This window comes from Mycobacterium sp., from assembly GCF_035314665.1.
Taxonomy (GTDB): Bacteria; Actinomycetota; Actinomycetes; order Mycobacteriales; family Mycobacteriaceae; genus Mycobacterium.
In genome coordinates this window covers 30,433-45,934 of record NZ_DATFZD010000100.1, presented here as the reverse complement: position 1 = coordinate 45,934, position 15,502 = coordinate 30,433, and the positions used below count along the sequence as shown (strand labels likewise).

Genomic DNA, 15,502 nt, shown 5'->3' with positions numbered 1-15,502 from the left:
GCCGACCACGATCATGATGTCGGGCCGGCCCACCTCGGCCAGTGCGTCTCGCAGCGCAGGCACCAGGGTCAGGTGGCCCGCGGCCAGCGAGGACACCCCGACCACGTGCACGTCGTTGTCGGCAGCCTGGCGTGCCACCTCGTCCGGCGTGGAGAACAACGACCCGACGTCGACGTCGAACCCAATGTCGGCGAACGCCGTTGCGATCACCTTTTGCCCGCGATCGTGCCCGTCCTGGCCCATCTTGGCCACCAGGATCCTGGGACGGCGACCATCGGCCTCGGCGAATTTGTTGACGAGTTCGGTGGCTTGAGAAAGGAAAGTCGTGTTGCCACCCCCTCGTACTTCGTCGCGGTAAACCCCTGCGATAGTACGGATCTCTGCGTGATGACGCCCGTAGACCTTCTCCAGCGCATCGGAGATCTCGCCGACGGTGGCCTTGGCCCGGGCCGCATCAATAGCGAGCGCCAGCAAGTTGTTGCCCAGCCGATCGTCACCTGCGCGGCCATGTGCCGCGGCGGCACGAGACAGCTCGGCCAGCGCGGCGTCGACCGCGACCTGATCCCGGCTTGCCCGCAGCTCTTTCAGTTTGGCCAGCTGCTCGGCCCGCACCCGGCTGTTCTCGACCTTGAGTACCTCGACCTCTTGATCCTCTTCGACCTGGTACTTGTTCACCCCGACCACCGGTTGGATTCCGGAATCGATGCGGGCCTGGGTGCGCGCGGCGGCTTCCTCGATGCGCAGCTTGGGAATACCGTCGCTGATGGCCTGCGCCATACCGCCGTGCTCGGCAACCTCGGCGATGTGGGCACGTGCCCGCTGTGCGAGTTGATACGTCAGCCACTCCACGAAACAGGAGCCGGCCCAGGGGTCGATCGGCCTGGTGGTACCGGACTCTTGCTGCAGCACCAGCTGGGTGTTGCGGGCGATGCGGGCGGAGAAGTCGGTCGGCAGCGCCAGCGCCTCATCGAGCGCGTTGGTGTGCAGCGACTGGGTGTGGCCCTGGGTTGCAGCCATCGCCTCAATGCAGGTGCGCGCCACGTTGTTGAAGGCATCCTGGGCCGTCAGCGACCAACCGGAGGTCTGCGAATGTGTACGCAGCGAAAGCGATTTGGGGTTCTTTGGGTTGAACTGAGCGACCAGCTCGCTCCACAGCAGCCGGCCTGCCCGCAGTTTGGCCACTTCCATGAAGAAGTTCATCCCGATGCCCCAGAAGAAGGACAGCCGGGGCGCGAATTTGTCGATGTCCAACTCCGCGTCCAGACCGGCCTTGATGTAGTCGACGCCGTCGGCGAGGGTGTAGGCGAGCTCCAGATCGGCTGTGGCACCGGCCTCTTGGATGTGGTAGCCGGAAATGGAGATGGAGTTGAATTTCGGCATCTTGGCGCTGGTGTAGGCGAAGATGTCGGAGATGATGCGCATCGACGGCTTCGGCGGATAGATGTAGGTGTTGCGCACCATGAACTCTTTGAGGATGTCGTTCTGGATGGTGCCGGCCAGCTTCTCCGGCGGCACCCCCTGCTCCTCGGCGGCCACCACGTACAGCGCCAGGATCGGCAGCACCGCACCGTTCATGGTCATCGACACCGACACCGTCGACAGGTCGATGCCGTCGAACAGTTGCCGCATATCCAAGATGGAATCGATTGCCACACCAGCCATTCCGACGTCGCCCTGCACGCGGGGATGGTCGGAGTCGTAGCCGCGGTGGGTGGCCAGGTCGAAGGCCACCGACAGCCCCTTCTGGCCTGCGGCAAGGTTGCGGCGGTAAAACGCGTTGGATTCCGCGGCGGTGGAGAACCCGGCATATTGGCGAATTGTCCAGGGCTGGTTGACATACATCGTCGGATAGGGGCCGCGGACAAACGGCGGCGCGCCGGGGAAACTGTTCAGCGGATAGCCGTCCGCCTCGACCGCCGCACGATCCGCGGCGATGTACACCGGTTTGACGGCAATGTCTTCCGGCGTATGCCATACCAGCTGGTCCGGCGTGTACCACGCCGCTGCCGCGGCCGCAGCGACGTGTTTTTCCACCGCGGCTTCGGTTGGCGGCGCCACGTGGCGCTGGCCGTGCAGCGGCACATCGGCGAAGCTGCCGACAACAGGTGCGGTGGTCGTCATCGTTGCTGGCCTCCCTCAGGCTCCGAGCCGGGCGAGCAGACTCGAGAGCGTTTCGACCGCATTGATTTTCGCGGTGAGGAACTCGTCGGGTCGATGTTCTGGATCTGTTGTCTCGGCTGTGCCTTCTAGTGCCTTCGGCGGCCCGGCCAGGCAGACGTGCGTAACGCCCGCGCGACGCGCGGCCTCGACGATCCCGGCCGCCTCGGCGCCATATCGGGTGTCGGTGCCGCAGATGACCGCTACCGTGGGCGATCCCGCATCCGAAACCGCTCGCGCGACAGCGTCGGCGTCGACTGTCCCCGGGTTGACTGCCTCGATACCACCCGAGGCCAGCAGATTCGACGCGAACGTCGTTCGAATGTTGTGTTCTGCCAGCGGCCCCAACGGCAACAGCAGCGCCTGCGGCCGCGAGCCGCGATCGGCCAGGTAGACGTCCGAGCGGTCTCGCAGGGCCTCGAAACCGGCCGCATATCGAGATAGATTGCCGGCGGCAAGTGGAGTGTCCGGCGAATCGCTTTGCGGCAAAGGCGGTTCGCCCAGATTCGGGAATTCGCTGACGCCGGTGACCGCGGTCCGTCGATGCGCGATGTCGTCGGTCCGCTGGGCAGCGATCTCGGCGATCTGCCCGGCGATGTGCTCGCGGGCGTCGACGAATCCGCCGTGCGCCTCGATGGCCTGGAAATGTTCCCAGGCATGCTGCGCCAGCTGCTCGGTGAGCTCTTCGACGAACCACGACCCCCCGGCCGGATCCAGCACGCGGCCGACGTGGGATTCCTCCAGCAGCAGCAACTGGATGTTTCGGGCCATTCGGCGCGCGAAGCCCGTTGCCATGCCGGGGAATCCGCCCGGAATCGCCACGTCGAACGGGAGTACCAGGACCGTGTCGGCGCCGCCGACACCCGCCCCGAATGCCGCCAGGGTGCTGCGCAACATGTTCACCCACGGGTCGCGCTGCGTCATCATCGGCAGCGACGTCTCGGCATGCACCACGGCCGCGCCGCTCTCCGGAGCACCGACGACCTCGGCAACCCTCGCCCACAGCTGACGCACGGCGCGCATCTTGGCCAATGTCATGAACTGATCGTCGTCGGCGGCCAGCCGAAAACTGATCTGCCGCAGCGCGTCGCTCAGCGAGAGGCCGGCCTCGATGAGCGTCCGCACGTAGGCCACCGCGGCCGCGACGCTGCCGCCGAGTTCCCATGCCGCGTTGGCGCCCAGATTGTGAAAGGCCGGCCCGTCGACGGTGATCGCCCGCACCCCGAGTTCACCGGCCACCCGGGTGGCCACCGCGACGACTTCCTCAATCGGCGGCACCGGACGCTCACTCAGCAGCGCCGTCAGGGGGTCAGCGCCCAGGTCGATCGACAGGGTGCCGCGCTGATCGGGTTCCACCTCGGCGACCACCTCCAGCACGGCGTCGCACGCCGCCGAGTAGCAGGCGCCGGCGTCGAGGATGACCGGTGCCATGCTCAGGTACACGCCGTCGAGCACCTTCTCCAGCTGGGCCGGCGCCACACCGGACTCCCCTACCCGGATCAGCAACGCGCTGGCACCTTCACCGAGCGCGGCCAGCACTGCGGTATTGACATCCTCTGCCGCGACCCCGGGCACGGCCTGGGCCGGAAAGGCCTCGGCGACCTTCCAACCGGACTTGACGTCGCGCAGCGCGTCGCCGCCGCGCAGGAACGGCCACTCGCCCGGCAGCGGCGGCTCCGGCAGCTCATCGAGCGCGGTGTACAGCGGATGGATGGCGAAGCCCTCGTAGGTCGCACTGTCGAGCAGCCGCTCGGGTTCGGGCCCAAGCTCGTCAGCGTCGCGCCGTGTGCTTTTGGCCAGCACGCCCGCCACCGCCTTGCGCCATCGGGCGCGGCCTTCCGCCAAATCGGCGGGCTCGGCGGACACATCGGCTGACACCGAAAGCTCCTCTGTCGCGGGATGTGGCGGCGCTCGCACTGGCCTACCACCCGACCACCAGGCTAAATGATGGGCGGCGGCACGCGGGAATCGCCTGGCGCCACGGCCTGGCGGGCGACCCGACCGCAGCTGCGAAGCCACCGGCGGCCTGGGAAGTTAGGTGTACCTAACTAAGCTAAGAAGAGCTAATGTTGGACCGATAATGGTTACTTCGGCGCAGCGCGCGCGCGATCAATCGGGATCGGTGGTTGTGCTTGCCCAGCTGCCGCCCGGCGGGCGGGCAACGGTGGTGGGCACGGCGCCGCAGGCGACCTCCGTGGTGGCGAGCCGGCTCAACCAACTGGGCTTTCGACCGACGGCCCAAGTCGACGTGATCCGTCGTGCACCGCTCGGCGACCCGACCATTTACCGGGTCCAGGACACCGAACTGTGCCTGCGCCGCCGCGAGGCGCAGCTGATCGAAGTCGTCCCCGATCCGGGCTGATGACCGCCTGCCATGACGTCGACGCCGCGGCGGTCACCGTCGCCGGTATCCGGCGTATTGCGTTGGTTGGCAGCCCCAATGCCGGTAAGACCAGCGTCTTCAACCATCTGACCGGGTTGCGCGCCAAAACCGGTAACTATCCGGGCGTCACCGTTGGACGCAGCGTCGGCACCACCCACGTCGACGGTGTCGCGATTGCCGTGGAGGACCTGCCCGGCACCTACAGCCTGGACCCGATCAGCCCGGACGAGCAGGTAGTGACCGACCTGCTGACCGGCAAATACCCGGACATCGACCAGCCCGACGCGGTAGTGCTGATCGCCGACTCGACCACGCTGCGTCGCTCGATCATGCTGATCGGCCAGGTGCTGCGGCTGGACCTGCCGTGCCTGCTGACGCTGACCATGGGCGACGAATTGACCTCCCGTGGCGGCCGAATCGACGTCGAGGCGTTGTCGACGGCACTGGGTGTTCCGGTGCTCGCGGTCGTCGGGCACCATGGGTCCGGCATCGACGGCCTGCGGGCACGACTGGCGTCCTTCGACCAGTGGCAGCGCCCGCCGATCCTTCCGCCGTCCGACCAGCAAGCCATCGACGCCTGGGGGCAGTCGGTGCTCGATGCGGCTGATTACGTTGCGCCGCAGCCAGATCAGCGCACCCGCCGGATCGACCGGGTGCTGCTGCACCCGCTGTGGGGCACCGTCATCTTTTTCGCCGTGATGTTCTGGTTCTTTCAGGTCCTATTCACCGCCGCCGCGCCACTGCGCGACGGGATCGCCAGAGGGCTGACCTACCTCGGCACGCAGGTCGCCGAGCACATCGGCGATCCGATCATCCGGGGGCTGCTCAGCCAGGGGATTATCGGCGGAGTCGGCACCGTGCTTCAGTTCATCCCGCAGATCGTGTTGCTGTTCTTGCTGCTCGCGTTTCTAGAGAACATCGGCTACATGTCACGGGCGGCGTTCTTGATGGACCGGGTCATGGCCATGACCGGGCTGGAGGGCCGCGCCTTCGTCGCGATGCTGTCGTCAGTCGCCTGCGCCATCCCGGGCATCATGGCGACCCGGACGCTGCCGTCATCGCGCGACCGGATCGCAACCATCGTCACCGCGCCGTTGATGACCTGCTCGGCCCGATTGCCGGTGTACACGCTGCTGGTCGGTCTGCTGGTGACGTCCCAGACGCGATGGTGGGGATTCAGCGCACAGGGCGTCACGATGTTCCTGCTCTACCTGGGCGGCGGGATGTCCGCGCTGATCGCCGCGTTGCTGGTCAAGTCCACGGTCCTGCGCGGCGATCTGTTGCCGTTCACCATGGAGCTTCCGCCCTACCGACTGCCGTCCCCGCAGGCGATGCTGGCCGCGATGTGGAGTGCGGCCAAGGTGTTTTTGCGTAAGGCGGGAACCATCATCTTGGCCACGTCGCTGGTGCTGTGGGCGCTGCTCAACCTGCCGCTTCGCGAGGCCGAAACCCGGGGGCTGTCCTCGACCGACTCGACCGCCTATGTGATGAACCACAGCTACGCCGCCGACGTCGGGAAGGCTATCGCGCCGGTGTTCACCCCGCTGGGCTTCGACTGGCGCACCGACGTCGCCCTACTCGGTTCGCTCTCGGCGCGCGAAGTGTTCGTCTCCACCCTGGGCCAGGTGTCGGCGGCGACCGACCCCGACCACCCACGTCAAGCGTTGGCCACCATGACCGACGATCACGGCCAACGGGTGTTCACCGCGCCGACCGTCATCGCGCTGATGATCTATTTCATGTTCGCGTTGCAGTGCATGTCGACCATCGCGGTGATGCGCCGCGAGACAAACTCGTGGCGCTGGCCGGCGTTCGCGTTCTCCTACATGTTTGTCCTTGCATGGGTGATGGCGTTTGCCGCTCGGACGATTGCGGTAGGCCTGGGCGCATGACTCCCATTCACGCCATCGCCACCGCGGACCCGCAGCAGCTGCGCTGGGTGATCGGCGGCGACCCCTTGCCTCCCGTCGGCACCGTCCGCCGGGCCCCAGGCCATCTCGGCGCCTTGCTGGACGACGGGGTGATCGACGAGATGCTGGTCCGGACGGCTGACCTGCTGATCACACTCAGCGCCGGCCATAACTGGCGGGCGTTGGGCGACGACGTCCGCGAGGCGCTCAGCGACGCCTTGCTGAACCCGACCGGATGGCGAGTTGACGCCGCAGACAACACCTCTCGCTTGGCGGCGATCGCCACGGAGCTGCTCGCCGGTCCGATCGGCGCACTCGCCGAATCGCACGGCGGCTCGATCGAATTGGTTTCTGTGATGGGCGACACAGTGACCGTCCGGATGTCGGGCGCGTGCCACGGATGCTCGGCCGCGGCCTCGACGCTGCACGATAACCTGCAGCGCGAACTGCGCCGGCGTTCGGGGCAACCGATCACGGTATGCACGGAAAACGACTCGACGGCAATGCCGTTGGGCCGGAAGTTGCTGTCGCTGCTTGTCCGCTGAGGCATTTGTCGCCCAGGTGGGCGTCGGATGACCGGGCACGTGCAACGAGCTGTTCACCGCCGGGCCGTAGTCTTGGATCCCGTGACGGCGAACGCCACCAGCAGAATTTCCGACGCGCTGCGCGGCCTGGCCGGCGCAGTCGTTGCCACGGCGCGGCAGGTGTCCAAGCGGCGCATGGTCGCGACGGGTGCGGTGATCGCCGGCTTGATCGCCGTGGCGCTACTCGTTCCGCTGCCCACCGCGGTGCAGATGCGGGACTGGGCGACCTCGGTGGGCCCGTGGTTCCCGTTGGCTTTCTTGGCCGCCCACATCGTGGTGACCGTATTGCCTTTTCCCCGTACAGCATTCACGTTGGCCGCTGGTCTGCTGTTTGGGCCTTTGCTCGGGGTAACGCTGGCGGTGGTGGCCAGCACGGCCAGCGCGGTGATCGCACTGCTGTTGGTCCGGGCGGCCGGCTGGCAACTCAGCCGCCTGGTCCGCCACCAGGCCGTCGAAACGGTCGACGCCCGGCTGCGCGATCGCGGCTGGATTGCGGTCACGTCGCTGCGATTGATCCCGGTGGTGCCGTTTTCGGTGCTGAACTATGCCGCCGGCGCATCCGCGGTGCGGGTGCTTCCCTACACGCTGGCGACGCTGATCGGTGTGCTTCCGGGCACCGCGGCCGTGGTGATCCTGGGCGATGCGCTCACCGGTGATGTCAGCCCGCTACTGCTTCTGGTGTCGCTGTGCACGGGCTTCCTGGGGCTCGGGCTGTTGGCTTACGAAATCAGCCACCATCGGCGGCATAAGAGCGCAGCGGTGAAGGAATTCGACGCTGCGGTCGAGCCGGCGCTTCGCGGCTAACCGGCCGTCGCATCGCTGCACACTTTCGGCGCGACCTGCGATCGGCCTACACTCGAGCATGCGTCCGCGCCCAGCCGCCCGGGGGCTGTTAGTCACCGTGGTGAAGTCTGGGAGGAAAACGGAAATGGACAGTAAACGTTTAGCCGCTGCGGCGCGGATCGCGGTCGGCGTTAGCATAGCGGCGCTGGCGGGCGGGACAGGACAAGTCAACGCTGCCCCGCTGGACCCGGCCCCGCCATGCCCGACCTGCCAACCGAATCCGGATCCGAGTCCGCCGCAGAGCGCTCCAGCCAAAAAATGCTGGTCGTACGGGCGCCAGGGGCCTTCAGGTCCTAAGGGCGGCGGTGGGGTGCCGGTATACCCGGAGCAGTGCCCCCCGGCCGCCCCGCCGCCGTGATCGGTCCGAGCTTTCTCTCGCCGCGCGACAATTGGGCCTCACCCTTCACCGTCGGTGGTTGAGACGCTGGCGCATTGCGCGCCAATCGTCGAGCTGCGACTCGGCTAACCGCCCTCGGGCCCCTTTACGGTCAGCACCGCGTAGGTGGCCAAAAACGACGCCGCCGGAACGGTGTTGACGATCCGGTCGCGGGCGCGGCGATGCGCGCCCACCGCCAGCGCAAAGTACAGCGTCAGCATCGCCGTGGTCAGGCGCGCCAACGCGGGAATCCTGCTGGCCGAAAGTAAACCGACCACCGACGCCGCCTTGGACGCCGGCAGCAGCCACCGAATGTCTTGTGGGATACCCAGCGCGTCTAAGGTTTTGGCGATCACCGGCACTGGGATCGCGCATGCGATCGCATCAACAGCCTGGAACGCCGCAAGCCCCGCATACGTTTTCGGCGAAGTCAAAGCGCTCATGTCACTGACTCAATGCAGACGGCGGCGGGAAGCTGCCGTCGACCGGCTTGCGCGCGTCGGCCTCGGCTTTTGCCACCGCCCGGACTATCGCCGGGTCGGTTTCGGTGGAGAACCAGTCGGCGACGTCGGCGTCGTCATCGGCAGCTTGGTGCCTCGGCACCTGGTCAGCCGGGTCGACCGCCGACGGCTCAAACCGGAACACCCCGTCCGCGCCGGGCGCGCCCAGCGACTTGGCGAACCCTTGTAACGCCGCGCCAAAGTCGCTGGGCACCAACCACACCTTGTTGGCATCGCCCTGCGCCATCTGCGGCAAGACCTGCAGGTACTGATAGGCCAGCATCTCGGGAGTCGGCCGCCCTGCCTTGATCGCGGCGAACGTCTTCTCGATCGCCTTGGCCTGGCCCTGCGCCTGGAAGTAGGCCGCGGCACGCTCACCCTGCGCGCGCAGCATCCGGGATTGCCGATCGGCCTCGGCGGCCAGGATCGCGGCCTGCTTGGCGCCCTCGGCGGCCAGAATCTGTGCCTGCTTGTCACCTTCGGCCTGTGTGATCGCGGCCTGCCGGTTACCTTCGGCGGTCAAGATCACCGCCCGCTTCTCCCGGTCTGCCTTCATCTGCTTTTCCATCGACGCCTGGATCGACGGCGGCGGGTCGATGCTGCGCAGTTCGACGCGTGCCACTCGTAGTCCCCAACGACCGGTGGCCTCGTCGAGCACGCCGCGCAACTGACCGTTGATCTTGTCGCGCGAGGTCAGGGTCTGCTCCAGCGTCATCCCGCCGACGACGTTGCGCAGGGTGGTGGTGGTCAGCTGTTCGACGCCGACGATGTAGTTGCTGATCTCGTAAACGGCCGCCTGCGGAACAGTGACCTGGAAGTACACCACGGTGTCGATGTTGAGGGTCAGGTTGTCCTCGGTGATCACCGGCTGCGGCGGGAAGGAGACCACCCTTTCGCGCAGGTCCACCCGGGCGCGGATCCGATCGATGAAAGGCACCAGCAAGGTCAGCTGACCGCTGACCGTGCGGCTGTACCTGCCCAGCCGTTCGATCACCGCCGCCTCGGCCTGCGGGATCAGCGCAACCGACTTGGCCACCACGATGGCGGCAAAAATCACCAGAACAGCCAGCAATACCAGACCAGCAATCACAGTTCCTCCTGTTGCTCCAGAGGTGTTACGTGTTTTTCCACACCACCGCAGTGGCCCCGTCGATATGCATGACGGTCACCCGCTCGCCCGGTTCGAAGACATCGCCCTCGTTCATAGGACGCGCCGTCCAGACCTGGCCATCAAGTTTCACCTGACCTTCGTCATGGGCAACGCGGTCGAGGACCAGCGCACTTTTGCCCTCCAGCGCCTTGACACCCGTCGGCAAGCCCTTCGCGGGCGTCAGACGCCGCCGCAGCACGGGTCGGACCAATAACAGCAGAAGCACCGAAACTACCAGGAACACCGCTCCGTCGGTCCAGATTGGCAGGCCTAGCAGCCAGCTGGATCCGGCTGCGGCCAGCGCACCGCCGCCGAGCATCAGCATGAACATGTCGCCGGTCAGCGCCTCCGCGCCGGCCAGCCCTAATGCGACGATGAGCCAGATCAAAGCCGCAGACATGCCGCCAGGATATCGCGTGATCGGCCTTGGTCCCGGCGAACAACTAGACTGCGAAACCATGTGGTGCCCCAGCGCGACGCTCTCGGTCTGGGCCAATGCCTGGCTTGCCGGCAAGGCCGCGCCCGACGACGTCCTCGACGCGTTATCTTGTTGGGCGCCAACGCAATCAGTCACCGCTTACGACGCGGTCGCGGCGGGCCACACCGGGCTGCCGTGGCCGGACGTGAACGACGCGGGTGCGGTGTTGCTGCTACAGACGCTGCGCACCGCAGCCGGACGGCCGACGACGGGCCCACCTTCGATCAGCGTGGTTCTGCCGGTTCCCGGCGATGTCCGGGGGTTGGCCGCGGGCACACAGTTCGAGCGGGAAGCCTTGATCGCGGGAGAAGCGGTGATCGTCGCCAATCCCGACGACCCTGGCATGGCCGTCGGGCTGGTGCCCGAATTCGGATATGACGAATCCGACGACGAACTCGTCGTACCCGAATTGTGTGCGCTGTCCTGGACGGTCTATTCACTTCGGGGCGCCCCGGCCGTCGACCGTACCGAGTTGGGCGAGGCCGAATACGCCCTCCGGCTGGCGGTGCGATCAGCCGCCGACGCGCTGACCACAATCGGGCTGGGGTCCACCGGCGTCGACGTCGATGATCCGCGCGGGCTCGTCGAGCAGCTGCTGGAATCCGCGCGGCACCACCAAGTTCCCGAGCCCGCGCCGAAACGCGCCTTGCGGGTGCTGGAAAACGCCGCACATGTGGATGCGATCATCACGGTCAGCGCCGGGCTCAGCCGGATTGGAACGCAATCGTTGTCGGAGGCGCAGATTGCCACCGACGCGCTGCGTCCGTTGGCCGCGGTGGTGCGATCGGCGAGAATGGCCGCGCTCACCGCGATTCTGCACGCCGCCTGGCGGTCCTAGCCGCAGTTCAGTCCGCGCCCTCCTCGGCGACGCAGTGCGGCGGGCGGCACGGCTCGCCGTTGATGCTGGCCGCGCAGCCCGGTACCGGGTCGGGTCCAATCACTCGGGCAGGCGCACGGCCATAACGCAATTCGTCGATCAGATCCACGGCCATCCGCGCGAATCGCGGGTGGGCATTGGGCGTCGCGGCCCGCGTCAACACCACGCCCGTCGCCTCGGCCTGCGATCTCAACTCCTGGTCGAGATCCCACACCACCTCGATATGGTCGGCGACAAACCCTATCGGGCAGACGATGACGGCTTTGGTCCCGGTCGCGGCCAACGCCGAAAGATGGTCGGCGACATCGGGCTCCAGCCACGGAACCTGCGGCGGGCCCGAACGCGACTGCCAAGCCAGGTCGAAGTCACGGTATCCGGCCGCCGCCGCGACAAGCTTTGCGGCGTACGCGACCTGTCGGCTGTAGAGCTGCGGGCCGCAGCGCTGGTCGGCGGCAACCGGGATCGAATGTGCGGTGAATACCAGCCGCGCGTCGGGCGACAGCTCGGCGGGTATCGCGCCGGAGGCCGCACCGATGGCGTCGGCGAAGATCTGCACGAAATCCGGGTGGTCGAAATAAGGCCGCAGTTTGACCAATTCGGGCGCATTCGCCCCGGCCGCCCGGCGTGCGCGGGCGATGTCCTCGACATACTGCGTGCAGCTGGAATAGCCGCTCCAGGCCGACGTGGTGAAAACTGCTGCATGCCGGATTCCGTTGTCGCGCATGGTCGCAACGGTGTCTTCGACGTAGGGATCCCAATTGCGATTGCCGAAATAGACCGCAATGTCTGAACCGCGTTCGACGAGTTCTGCACGCAATTGGGCGATCAGCGCGCGGTTGATCCGGTTGATCGGCGACACCCCGCCGAAGTGCATGTAGTGCTCGGCGACGTTGTCAAGGCGTTCGGGCGGCACATCGCGGCCGCGAGTGACGTTCTCCAGGAACGGCCTTACCTGCTCGGGCCCTTCCGGTCCGCCGAACGACAGCAGCAGGACCGCGTCGAATTCCATCACGTACTAAAGCAACTGAGTGCTGGCGCCGCCGTCGGCGTAGATGATCGTCCCGGTGGTCGCGGGCAGCCATTCGGACAGCAGCGCGCACACCGTCTTGGCGACCGGCGTGGGGTCCTTCATGTTCCAACCGACCGGAGCCCGCTGATCCCAGCCCTCTTCCAGCAACTGTATCTGCGCGCCCGCCTCGTCGCCGAGCGCGCCGCCGACGATCGCGCTCATTGCCAACGTTCGGATGGGCCCTGCGGCAACGAGATTCGAGCGTACGCCGAACTTGCCGGCTTCGCGTGCCACGAACCGGTTCACCGATTCCAGTGCGCTCTTGGCGACGGTCATCCAGTTGTAGGCCGGCATGGCCCGGCTCGGGTCGAAATCCATGCCGACGATCGAACCGCCGGGGTTCATGATCGGCAGCAGCGCCTTGGCGAGCGACGCATACGAGTACGCGGAGATGTGGATGCCCTTGGCGACATCCTCGTAGGGCGCATCGAAGAACGGCTTGATGCCCATGCCGCTTTGGGGCATGAAGCCGATGGAATGCACCACGCCGTCGAGCTTGTTGTCCTCGCCGATCTCGGCCGTCACCCGCTCGGCCAGGCTGTCGAGGTGCTTCTCGTCCTGCACGTCCAGTTCGATCAGCGGGGCCTTGTCCGGCAACCGGTCGGCGATGCGCTGGATCAGCCGCAGCCGGTCGAACCCGGTCAGCACCAGCTGAGCGCCCTGTTCCTGGGCCACCCGCGCGATGTGAAACGCGATCGAAGCGTCGGTGATGATCCCGGTGACCAGAATCCGTTTGCCGTCAAGAAGTCCTGCCATATCCGTCCTTGTTCGTGTCAGGGTCAGTGACCCATACCCATGCCGCCGTCGACCGGGATCACCGCACCGGCGATGTAGCTCGCATCCTCCGACGCGAGGAAGCTGACCACACCGGCAACTTCCTCGGCGGTGCCGACCCGCTTCGCCGGAATGAACTCCAGCGCCCCCGCCTGAATCCGCTCATCCAGCGAGCGGGTCATCTCGGTGTCGATGTAGCCGGGGGCCACCACGTTCGCGGTCACCCCGGCCTTGGACAATTCCCGGGAGATCGAGCGCGCCATGCCGATCAGACCGGCTTTGGAGGCCGCGTAATTGGACTGGTTGCCGATGCCCCAGCTGCCGGAGACCGAGCCCACAAAGATCATCCGACCGAACCGCTTTTTCTGCATGCTGCGCGATGCCCGCTGGGCCACCCGGAATGCCCCGGTCAGGTTGGCATCGATGACCTTCTCGAACCTCTCCTCGGTCATCCGAATGAGAAACGCGTCGGCGGAGACGCCGGCGTTGGACACCAGCACCTCCACCGCACCTTGGTGCTCCTCGACCTCTTTGAAGGCGCGATCGACGGCATCGTTGTCGGTAACATCGCACAGCACGCCGAACAAGCCCTCCGGTGCGCCCGACCCGCGGTGCGTGACGGCGACCTTGTGGCCGTCGGCCGCCAGCCGCTGAGCGATCGCCAGACCGATCCCCCGGTTACCTCCAGTGACGAGCACCGACCGGGAAACGAACGCAGGCTTGACCGCGACGACTTTTCCGGCGGTCTCCGTCGGGGTCTCGGCGCCTTTCTCGGCAGCAACGTCAGTCACCCCGACAACCTAACGCCTCACCTCGGCAACGCTGAAATCGCCGGACCTGGTCTAGAACTCCAGGCAGGTCGACTGCGTGCGCGGCCTTGACATGGGCAGGGCTAGGGTCGAACCCATGGCGACCGTCCGCGAGGCGCTGCAGCTGCAAGTCATCGCCTACACGTGCAGCCACAATTGCATGGGCGTTCGAGAAAATGCCGGCGGATGCTGCACACTCGACGATCGTGACTTTATTCCGGGGCCCGTCCGCGACGCGGATGCCTTCCTGGTTGACCTGGGTCGGTTGTTCCGACGCGAGGTTTCCCATGAAGAGGTGTTCATCGACTTCGAGGAAGGACGGGCCCTCTTCCCGGATCGCCCGTGTTGGCAGGAGCCTGCCAACTACCCAGCGTTGCGCGTCCGGCCGGATGTGGAGTGGATTCCGTGCCGTTTCTACGACAAGACAACGCTTGCGTGCACCGTGTACGACATTCGTCCTGCGATGTGTAGAGACTTCCTCTGCGACCACCTGAAGGACGTCATTTCCCTGCTCAACTTGAACGAGGAATAGCGGTCGGTCGTTAGGAAGCTCCGCGACGCGGATTAACCCGGCAGCCGCCGGTTGATCAGCAGGGCCGCCAGCGCGGCCAGCGCCAGCACCAGCGAACCCAGCCGCAACCACCCGACGCTGGCGTCGCCGCGGATCGTCTCGTAACCGATCTGCTCCTGCAGCGACGCGTAGACCTGCTTGAGCTCCTGCAAGTTAGAGGCACCGTAATGGTTGCCGCCGGACAGCTCGGCCACCTTCTTCATTGTGCTGTCGTCGACCGGCACCGGCTGGCGTTGGCCATTGATTTCCACGAAGCCGTAAGGGGTGCCGAACGAGATCGTCGAGATCGGCACACCTTGGTCCTTGGCGGTGCGCGCCGCGGTGAAGGCACCCTTGGGGTTGTCCGGGTTGGTCGGCATCGTCTCTTTGCCGTCGGAGAACAACACGATCCGCGCCGGCGGCGGGGTGTCGCCGCCGCCGATGACCGCGCCCACTGTCGCGATGGCCTGCAGCGCGGTGAAAATGCCTTCGCCGGTGGCGGTTCGGTCGGCGAACTGCAACTTGTCCAGCGCGGCTTTGGTCGCGTCCCGGTTGGTCGTCGGTTGCACCAGAACCGTCGCCGTCCCGGCATAGGCGATCAACCCAAGGTTGATGCCGGGGGTGAGCTCACCGGCGAATTCCTTGGCGGCCGCTTCGGCGGCGGCCATCCGGTTGGGTTCGACGTCGGTGGCCCGCATGGACTGCGAGACGTCGATGACCAGCATGACGACCGCGCGGTTGCGCGGAATTCGGACATCGTGAGTCGGTCCGGCCATCGCGATCGTGAACAGCAGCAGCGCCGACACCAGCAGGATCGCCGACAGGTGACGCCAGCGGGTGGGCTGCTTGGGGGCGACGCTTTCCAGCAGCTCCATGTTGGCGAAGCGCAGCATCCGGCGCTGCCGGGCCACCTGCATGATGACGTAGAGCGCCACCAGCCCGAGAACTGCCAGCAGGAACAGAAAAAACCATGCGTGGGCGAAGCCGGACAGCGTCATCGGCCCGAGCAACGGCATTGTCATACCAGACCCGTCTTGGTGTG

15 protein-coding genes are annotated in these 15,502 nt (G+C 66.4%); 6 read left to right on the top strand and 9 right to left on the bottom strand.

Annotated features, from left to right (window positions below):
• The coding region (gene scpA / locus VKI00_RS07685; protein WP_324436416.1) for a methylmalonyl-CoA mutase at positions 1-2,121 on the bottom strand (2,121 nt) is incomplete at its 3' end.
• Positions 2,122-2,136: 15 nt separating this feature from the next.
• On the bottom strand, positions 2,137-4,035 hold the full coding sequence (mutA, locus tag VKI00_RS07680; protein ID WP_324436414.1) for a methylmalonyl-CoA mutase small subunit: 1,899 nt from the start codon (positions 4,033-4,035) through the stop codon (positions 2,137-2,139).
• Between the two features lie 202 nt (positions 4,036-4,237).
• On the opposite strand from mutA, the gene VKI00_RS07675 reads away from it, so the two are divergent.
• From VKI00_RS07675 to VKI00_RS07660, 4 genes are all read left to right on the top strand, one after another.
• A complete protein-coding gene (locus tag VKI00_RS07675; RefSeq protein WP_324436412.1) occupies positions 4,238-4,519 on the top strand; it encodes a FeoA family protein in 282 nt (93 codons plus the stop codon).
• Positions 4,519-6,432: a ferrous iron transporter B gene (gene feoB, locus VKI00_RS07670; RefSeq protein ID WP_324436411.1), complete on the top strand. Its 1,914-nt coding sequence runs from the start codon at positions 4,519-4,521 to the stop codon at positions 6,430-6,432. The genes VKI00_RS07675 and feoB overlap by 1 nt, the downstream gene beginning before the upstream one ends.
• Entirely contained in the window at positions 6,429-6,995 is a 567-nt protein-coding gene (locus VKI00_RS07665; protein WP_324436409.1) for a NifU family protein, read from the top strand. The genes feoB and VKI00_RS07665 overlap by 4 nt, the downstream gene beginning before the upstream one ends.
• An 81-nt stretch (positions 6,996-7,076) precedes the next feature.
• Positions 7,077-7,838: a TVP38/TMEM64 family protein gene (locus tag VKI00_RS07660; protein ID WP_324436408.1), complete on the top strand. Its 762-nt coding sequence runs from the start codon at positions 7,077-7,079 to the stop codon at positions 7,836-7,838.
• A gap of 501 nt (positions 7,839-8,339) precedes the next feature.
• Here the strand turns inward: VKI00_RS07660 and VKI00_RS07655 are convergent.
• From VKI00_RS07655 to VKI00_RS07645, 3 genes are read right to left on the bottom strand one after another with little or no spacing between them, the layout of a single operon-like run.
• Positions 8,340-8,696, bottom strand: coding sequence for a DoxX family protein (locus VKI00_RS07655; protein WP_324436407.1), 357 nt, complete (start codon positions 8,694-8,696; stop codon positions 8,340-8,342).
• A gap of 1 nt (position 8,697) precedes the next feature.
• Complete coding sequence (locus tag VKI00_RS07650) at positions 8,698-9,843, bottom strand: SPFH domain-containing protein (RefSeq protein WP_324436405.1); 1,146 nt, start codon at positions 9,841-9,843, stop codon at positions 8,698-8,700.
• A gap of 25 nt (positions 9,844-9,868) precedes the next feature.
• The gene (locus tag VKI00_RS07645) at positions 9,869-10,303 is read right to left on the bottom strand and encodes an NfeD family protein (RefSeq protein WP_324436403.1); all 435 of its coding nucleotides are present in this window, start codon (positions 10,301-10,303) and stop codon (positions 9,869-9,871) included.
• 58 nt (positions 10,304-10,361) lie between these two features.
• On the opposite strand from VKI00_RS07645, the gene VKI00_RS07640 reads away from it, so the two are divergent.
• On the top strand, positions 10,362-11,219 hold the full coding sequence (locus tag VKI00_RS07640; protein WP_324436401.1) for a hypothetical protein: 858 nt from the start codon (positions 10,362-10,364) through the stop codon (positions 11,217-11,219).
• A 7-nt stretch (positions 11,220-11,226) separates the two neighbouring features.
• Here VKI00_RS07640 and VKI00_RS07635 read toward each other — a convergent pair whose 3' ends face one another.
• The 3 genes from VKI00_RS07635 to fabG are packed head-to-tail and all read right to left on the bottom strand — an operon-like array spanning position 11,227 to position 13,799.
• Entirely contained in the window at positions 11,227-12,267 is a 1,041-nt protein-coding gene (locus tag VKI00_RS07635; protein WP_324436429.1) for a ferrochelatase, read from the bottom strand.
• Positions 12,268-12,273: 6 nt separating this feature from the next.
• A complete protein-coding gene (gene inhA, locus VKI00_RS07630; protein WP_324436399.1) occupies positions 12,274-13,083 on the bottom strand; it encodes an NADH-dependent enoyl-ACP reductase InhA in 810 nt (269 codons plus the stop codon).
• Between the two features lie 23 nt (positions 13,084-13,106).
• Positions 13,107-13,799, bottom strand: coding sequence for a 3-oxoacyl-ACP reductase FabG (gene fabG / locus VKI00_RS07625; RefSeq protein WP_324436428.1), 693 nt, complete (start codon positions 13,797-13,799; stop codon positions 13,107-13,109).
• 208 nt (positions 13,800-14,007) lie between these two features.
• Between fabG and VKI00_RS07620 the strand changes: the two genes are divergently transcribed.
• The gene (locus tag VKI00_RS07620) at positions 14,008-14,442 is read left to right on the top strand and encodes a hypothetical protein (RefSeq protein WP_324436397.1); all 435 of its coding nucleotides are present in this window, start codon (positions 14,008-14,010) and stop codon (positions 14,440-14,442) included.
• 32 nt (positions 14,443-14,474) lie between these two features.
• Here VKI00_RS07620 and VKI00_RS07615 read toward each other — a convergent pair whose 3' ends face one another.
• Positions 14,475-15,482, bottom strand: a complete 1,008-nt coding sequence (locus tag VKI00_RS07615) for a VWA domain-containing protein (protein WP_324436395.1) — start codon at positions 15,480-15,482, stop codon at positions 14,475-14,477.
• Between the last annotated feature and the right edge of the window lie 20 nt (positions 15,483-15,502).

Coding starts and splice junctions, on each gene's coding strand:
- VKI00_RS07675 (WP_324436412.1), top strand. CDS start 4,238: ATGGTTACTTCGGCGCAGCGCGCGCGCGATCAATCGGGATCGGTGGTT.
- feoB (WP_324436411.1), top strand. CDS start 4,519: ATGACCGCCTGCCATGACGTCGACGCCGCGGCGGTCACCGTCGCCGGT.
- VKI00_RS07665 (WP_324436409.1), top strand. CDS start 6,429: ATGACTCCCATTCACGCCATCGCCACCGCGGACCCGCAGCAGCTGCGC.
- VKI00_RS07655 (WP_324436407.1), bottom strand. CDS start 8,696: ATGAGCGCTTTGACTTCGCCGAAAACGTATGCGGGGCTTGCGGCGTTC.
- VKI00_RS07645 (WP_324436403.1), bottom strand. CDS start 10,303: ATGTCTGCGGCTTTGATCTGGCTCATCGTCGCATTAGGGCTGGCCGGC.
- VKI00_RS07640 (WP_324436401.1), top strand. CDS start 10,362: ATGTGGTGCCCCAGCGCGACGCTCTCGGTCTGGGCCAATGCCTGGCTT.
- VKI00_RS07635 (WP_324436429.1), bottom strand. CDS start 12,267: ATGGAATTCGACGCGGTCCTGCTGCTGTCGTTCGGCGGACCGGAAGGG.
- inhA (WP_324436399.1), bottom strand. CDS start 13,083: ATGGCAGGACTTCTTGACGGCAAACGGATTCTGGTCACCGGGATCATC.
- VKI00_RS07620 (WP_324436397.1), top strand. CDS start 14,008: ATGGCGACCGTCCGCGAGGCGCTGCAGCTGCAAGTCATCGCCTACACG.
- VKI00_RS07615 (WP_324436395.1), bottom strand. CDS start 15,482: ATGACAATGCCGTTGCTCGGGCCGATGACGCTGTCCGGCTTCGCCCAC.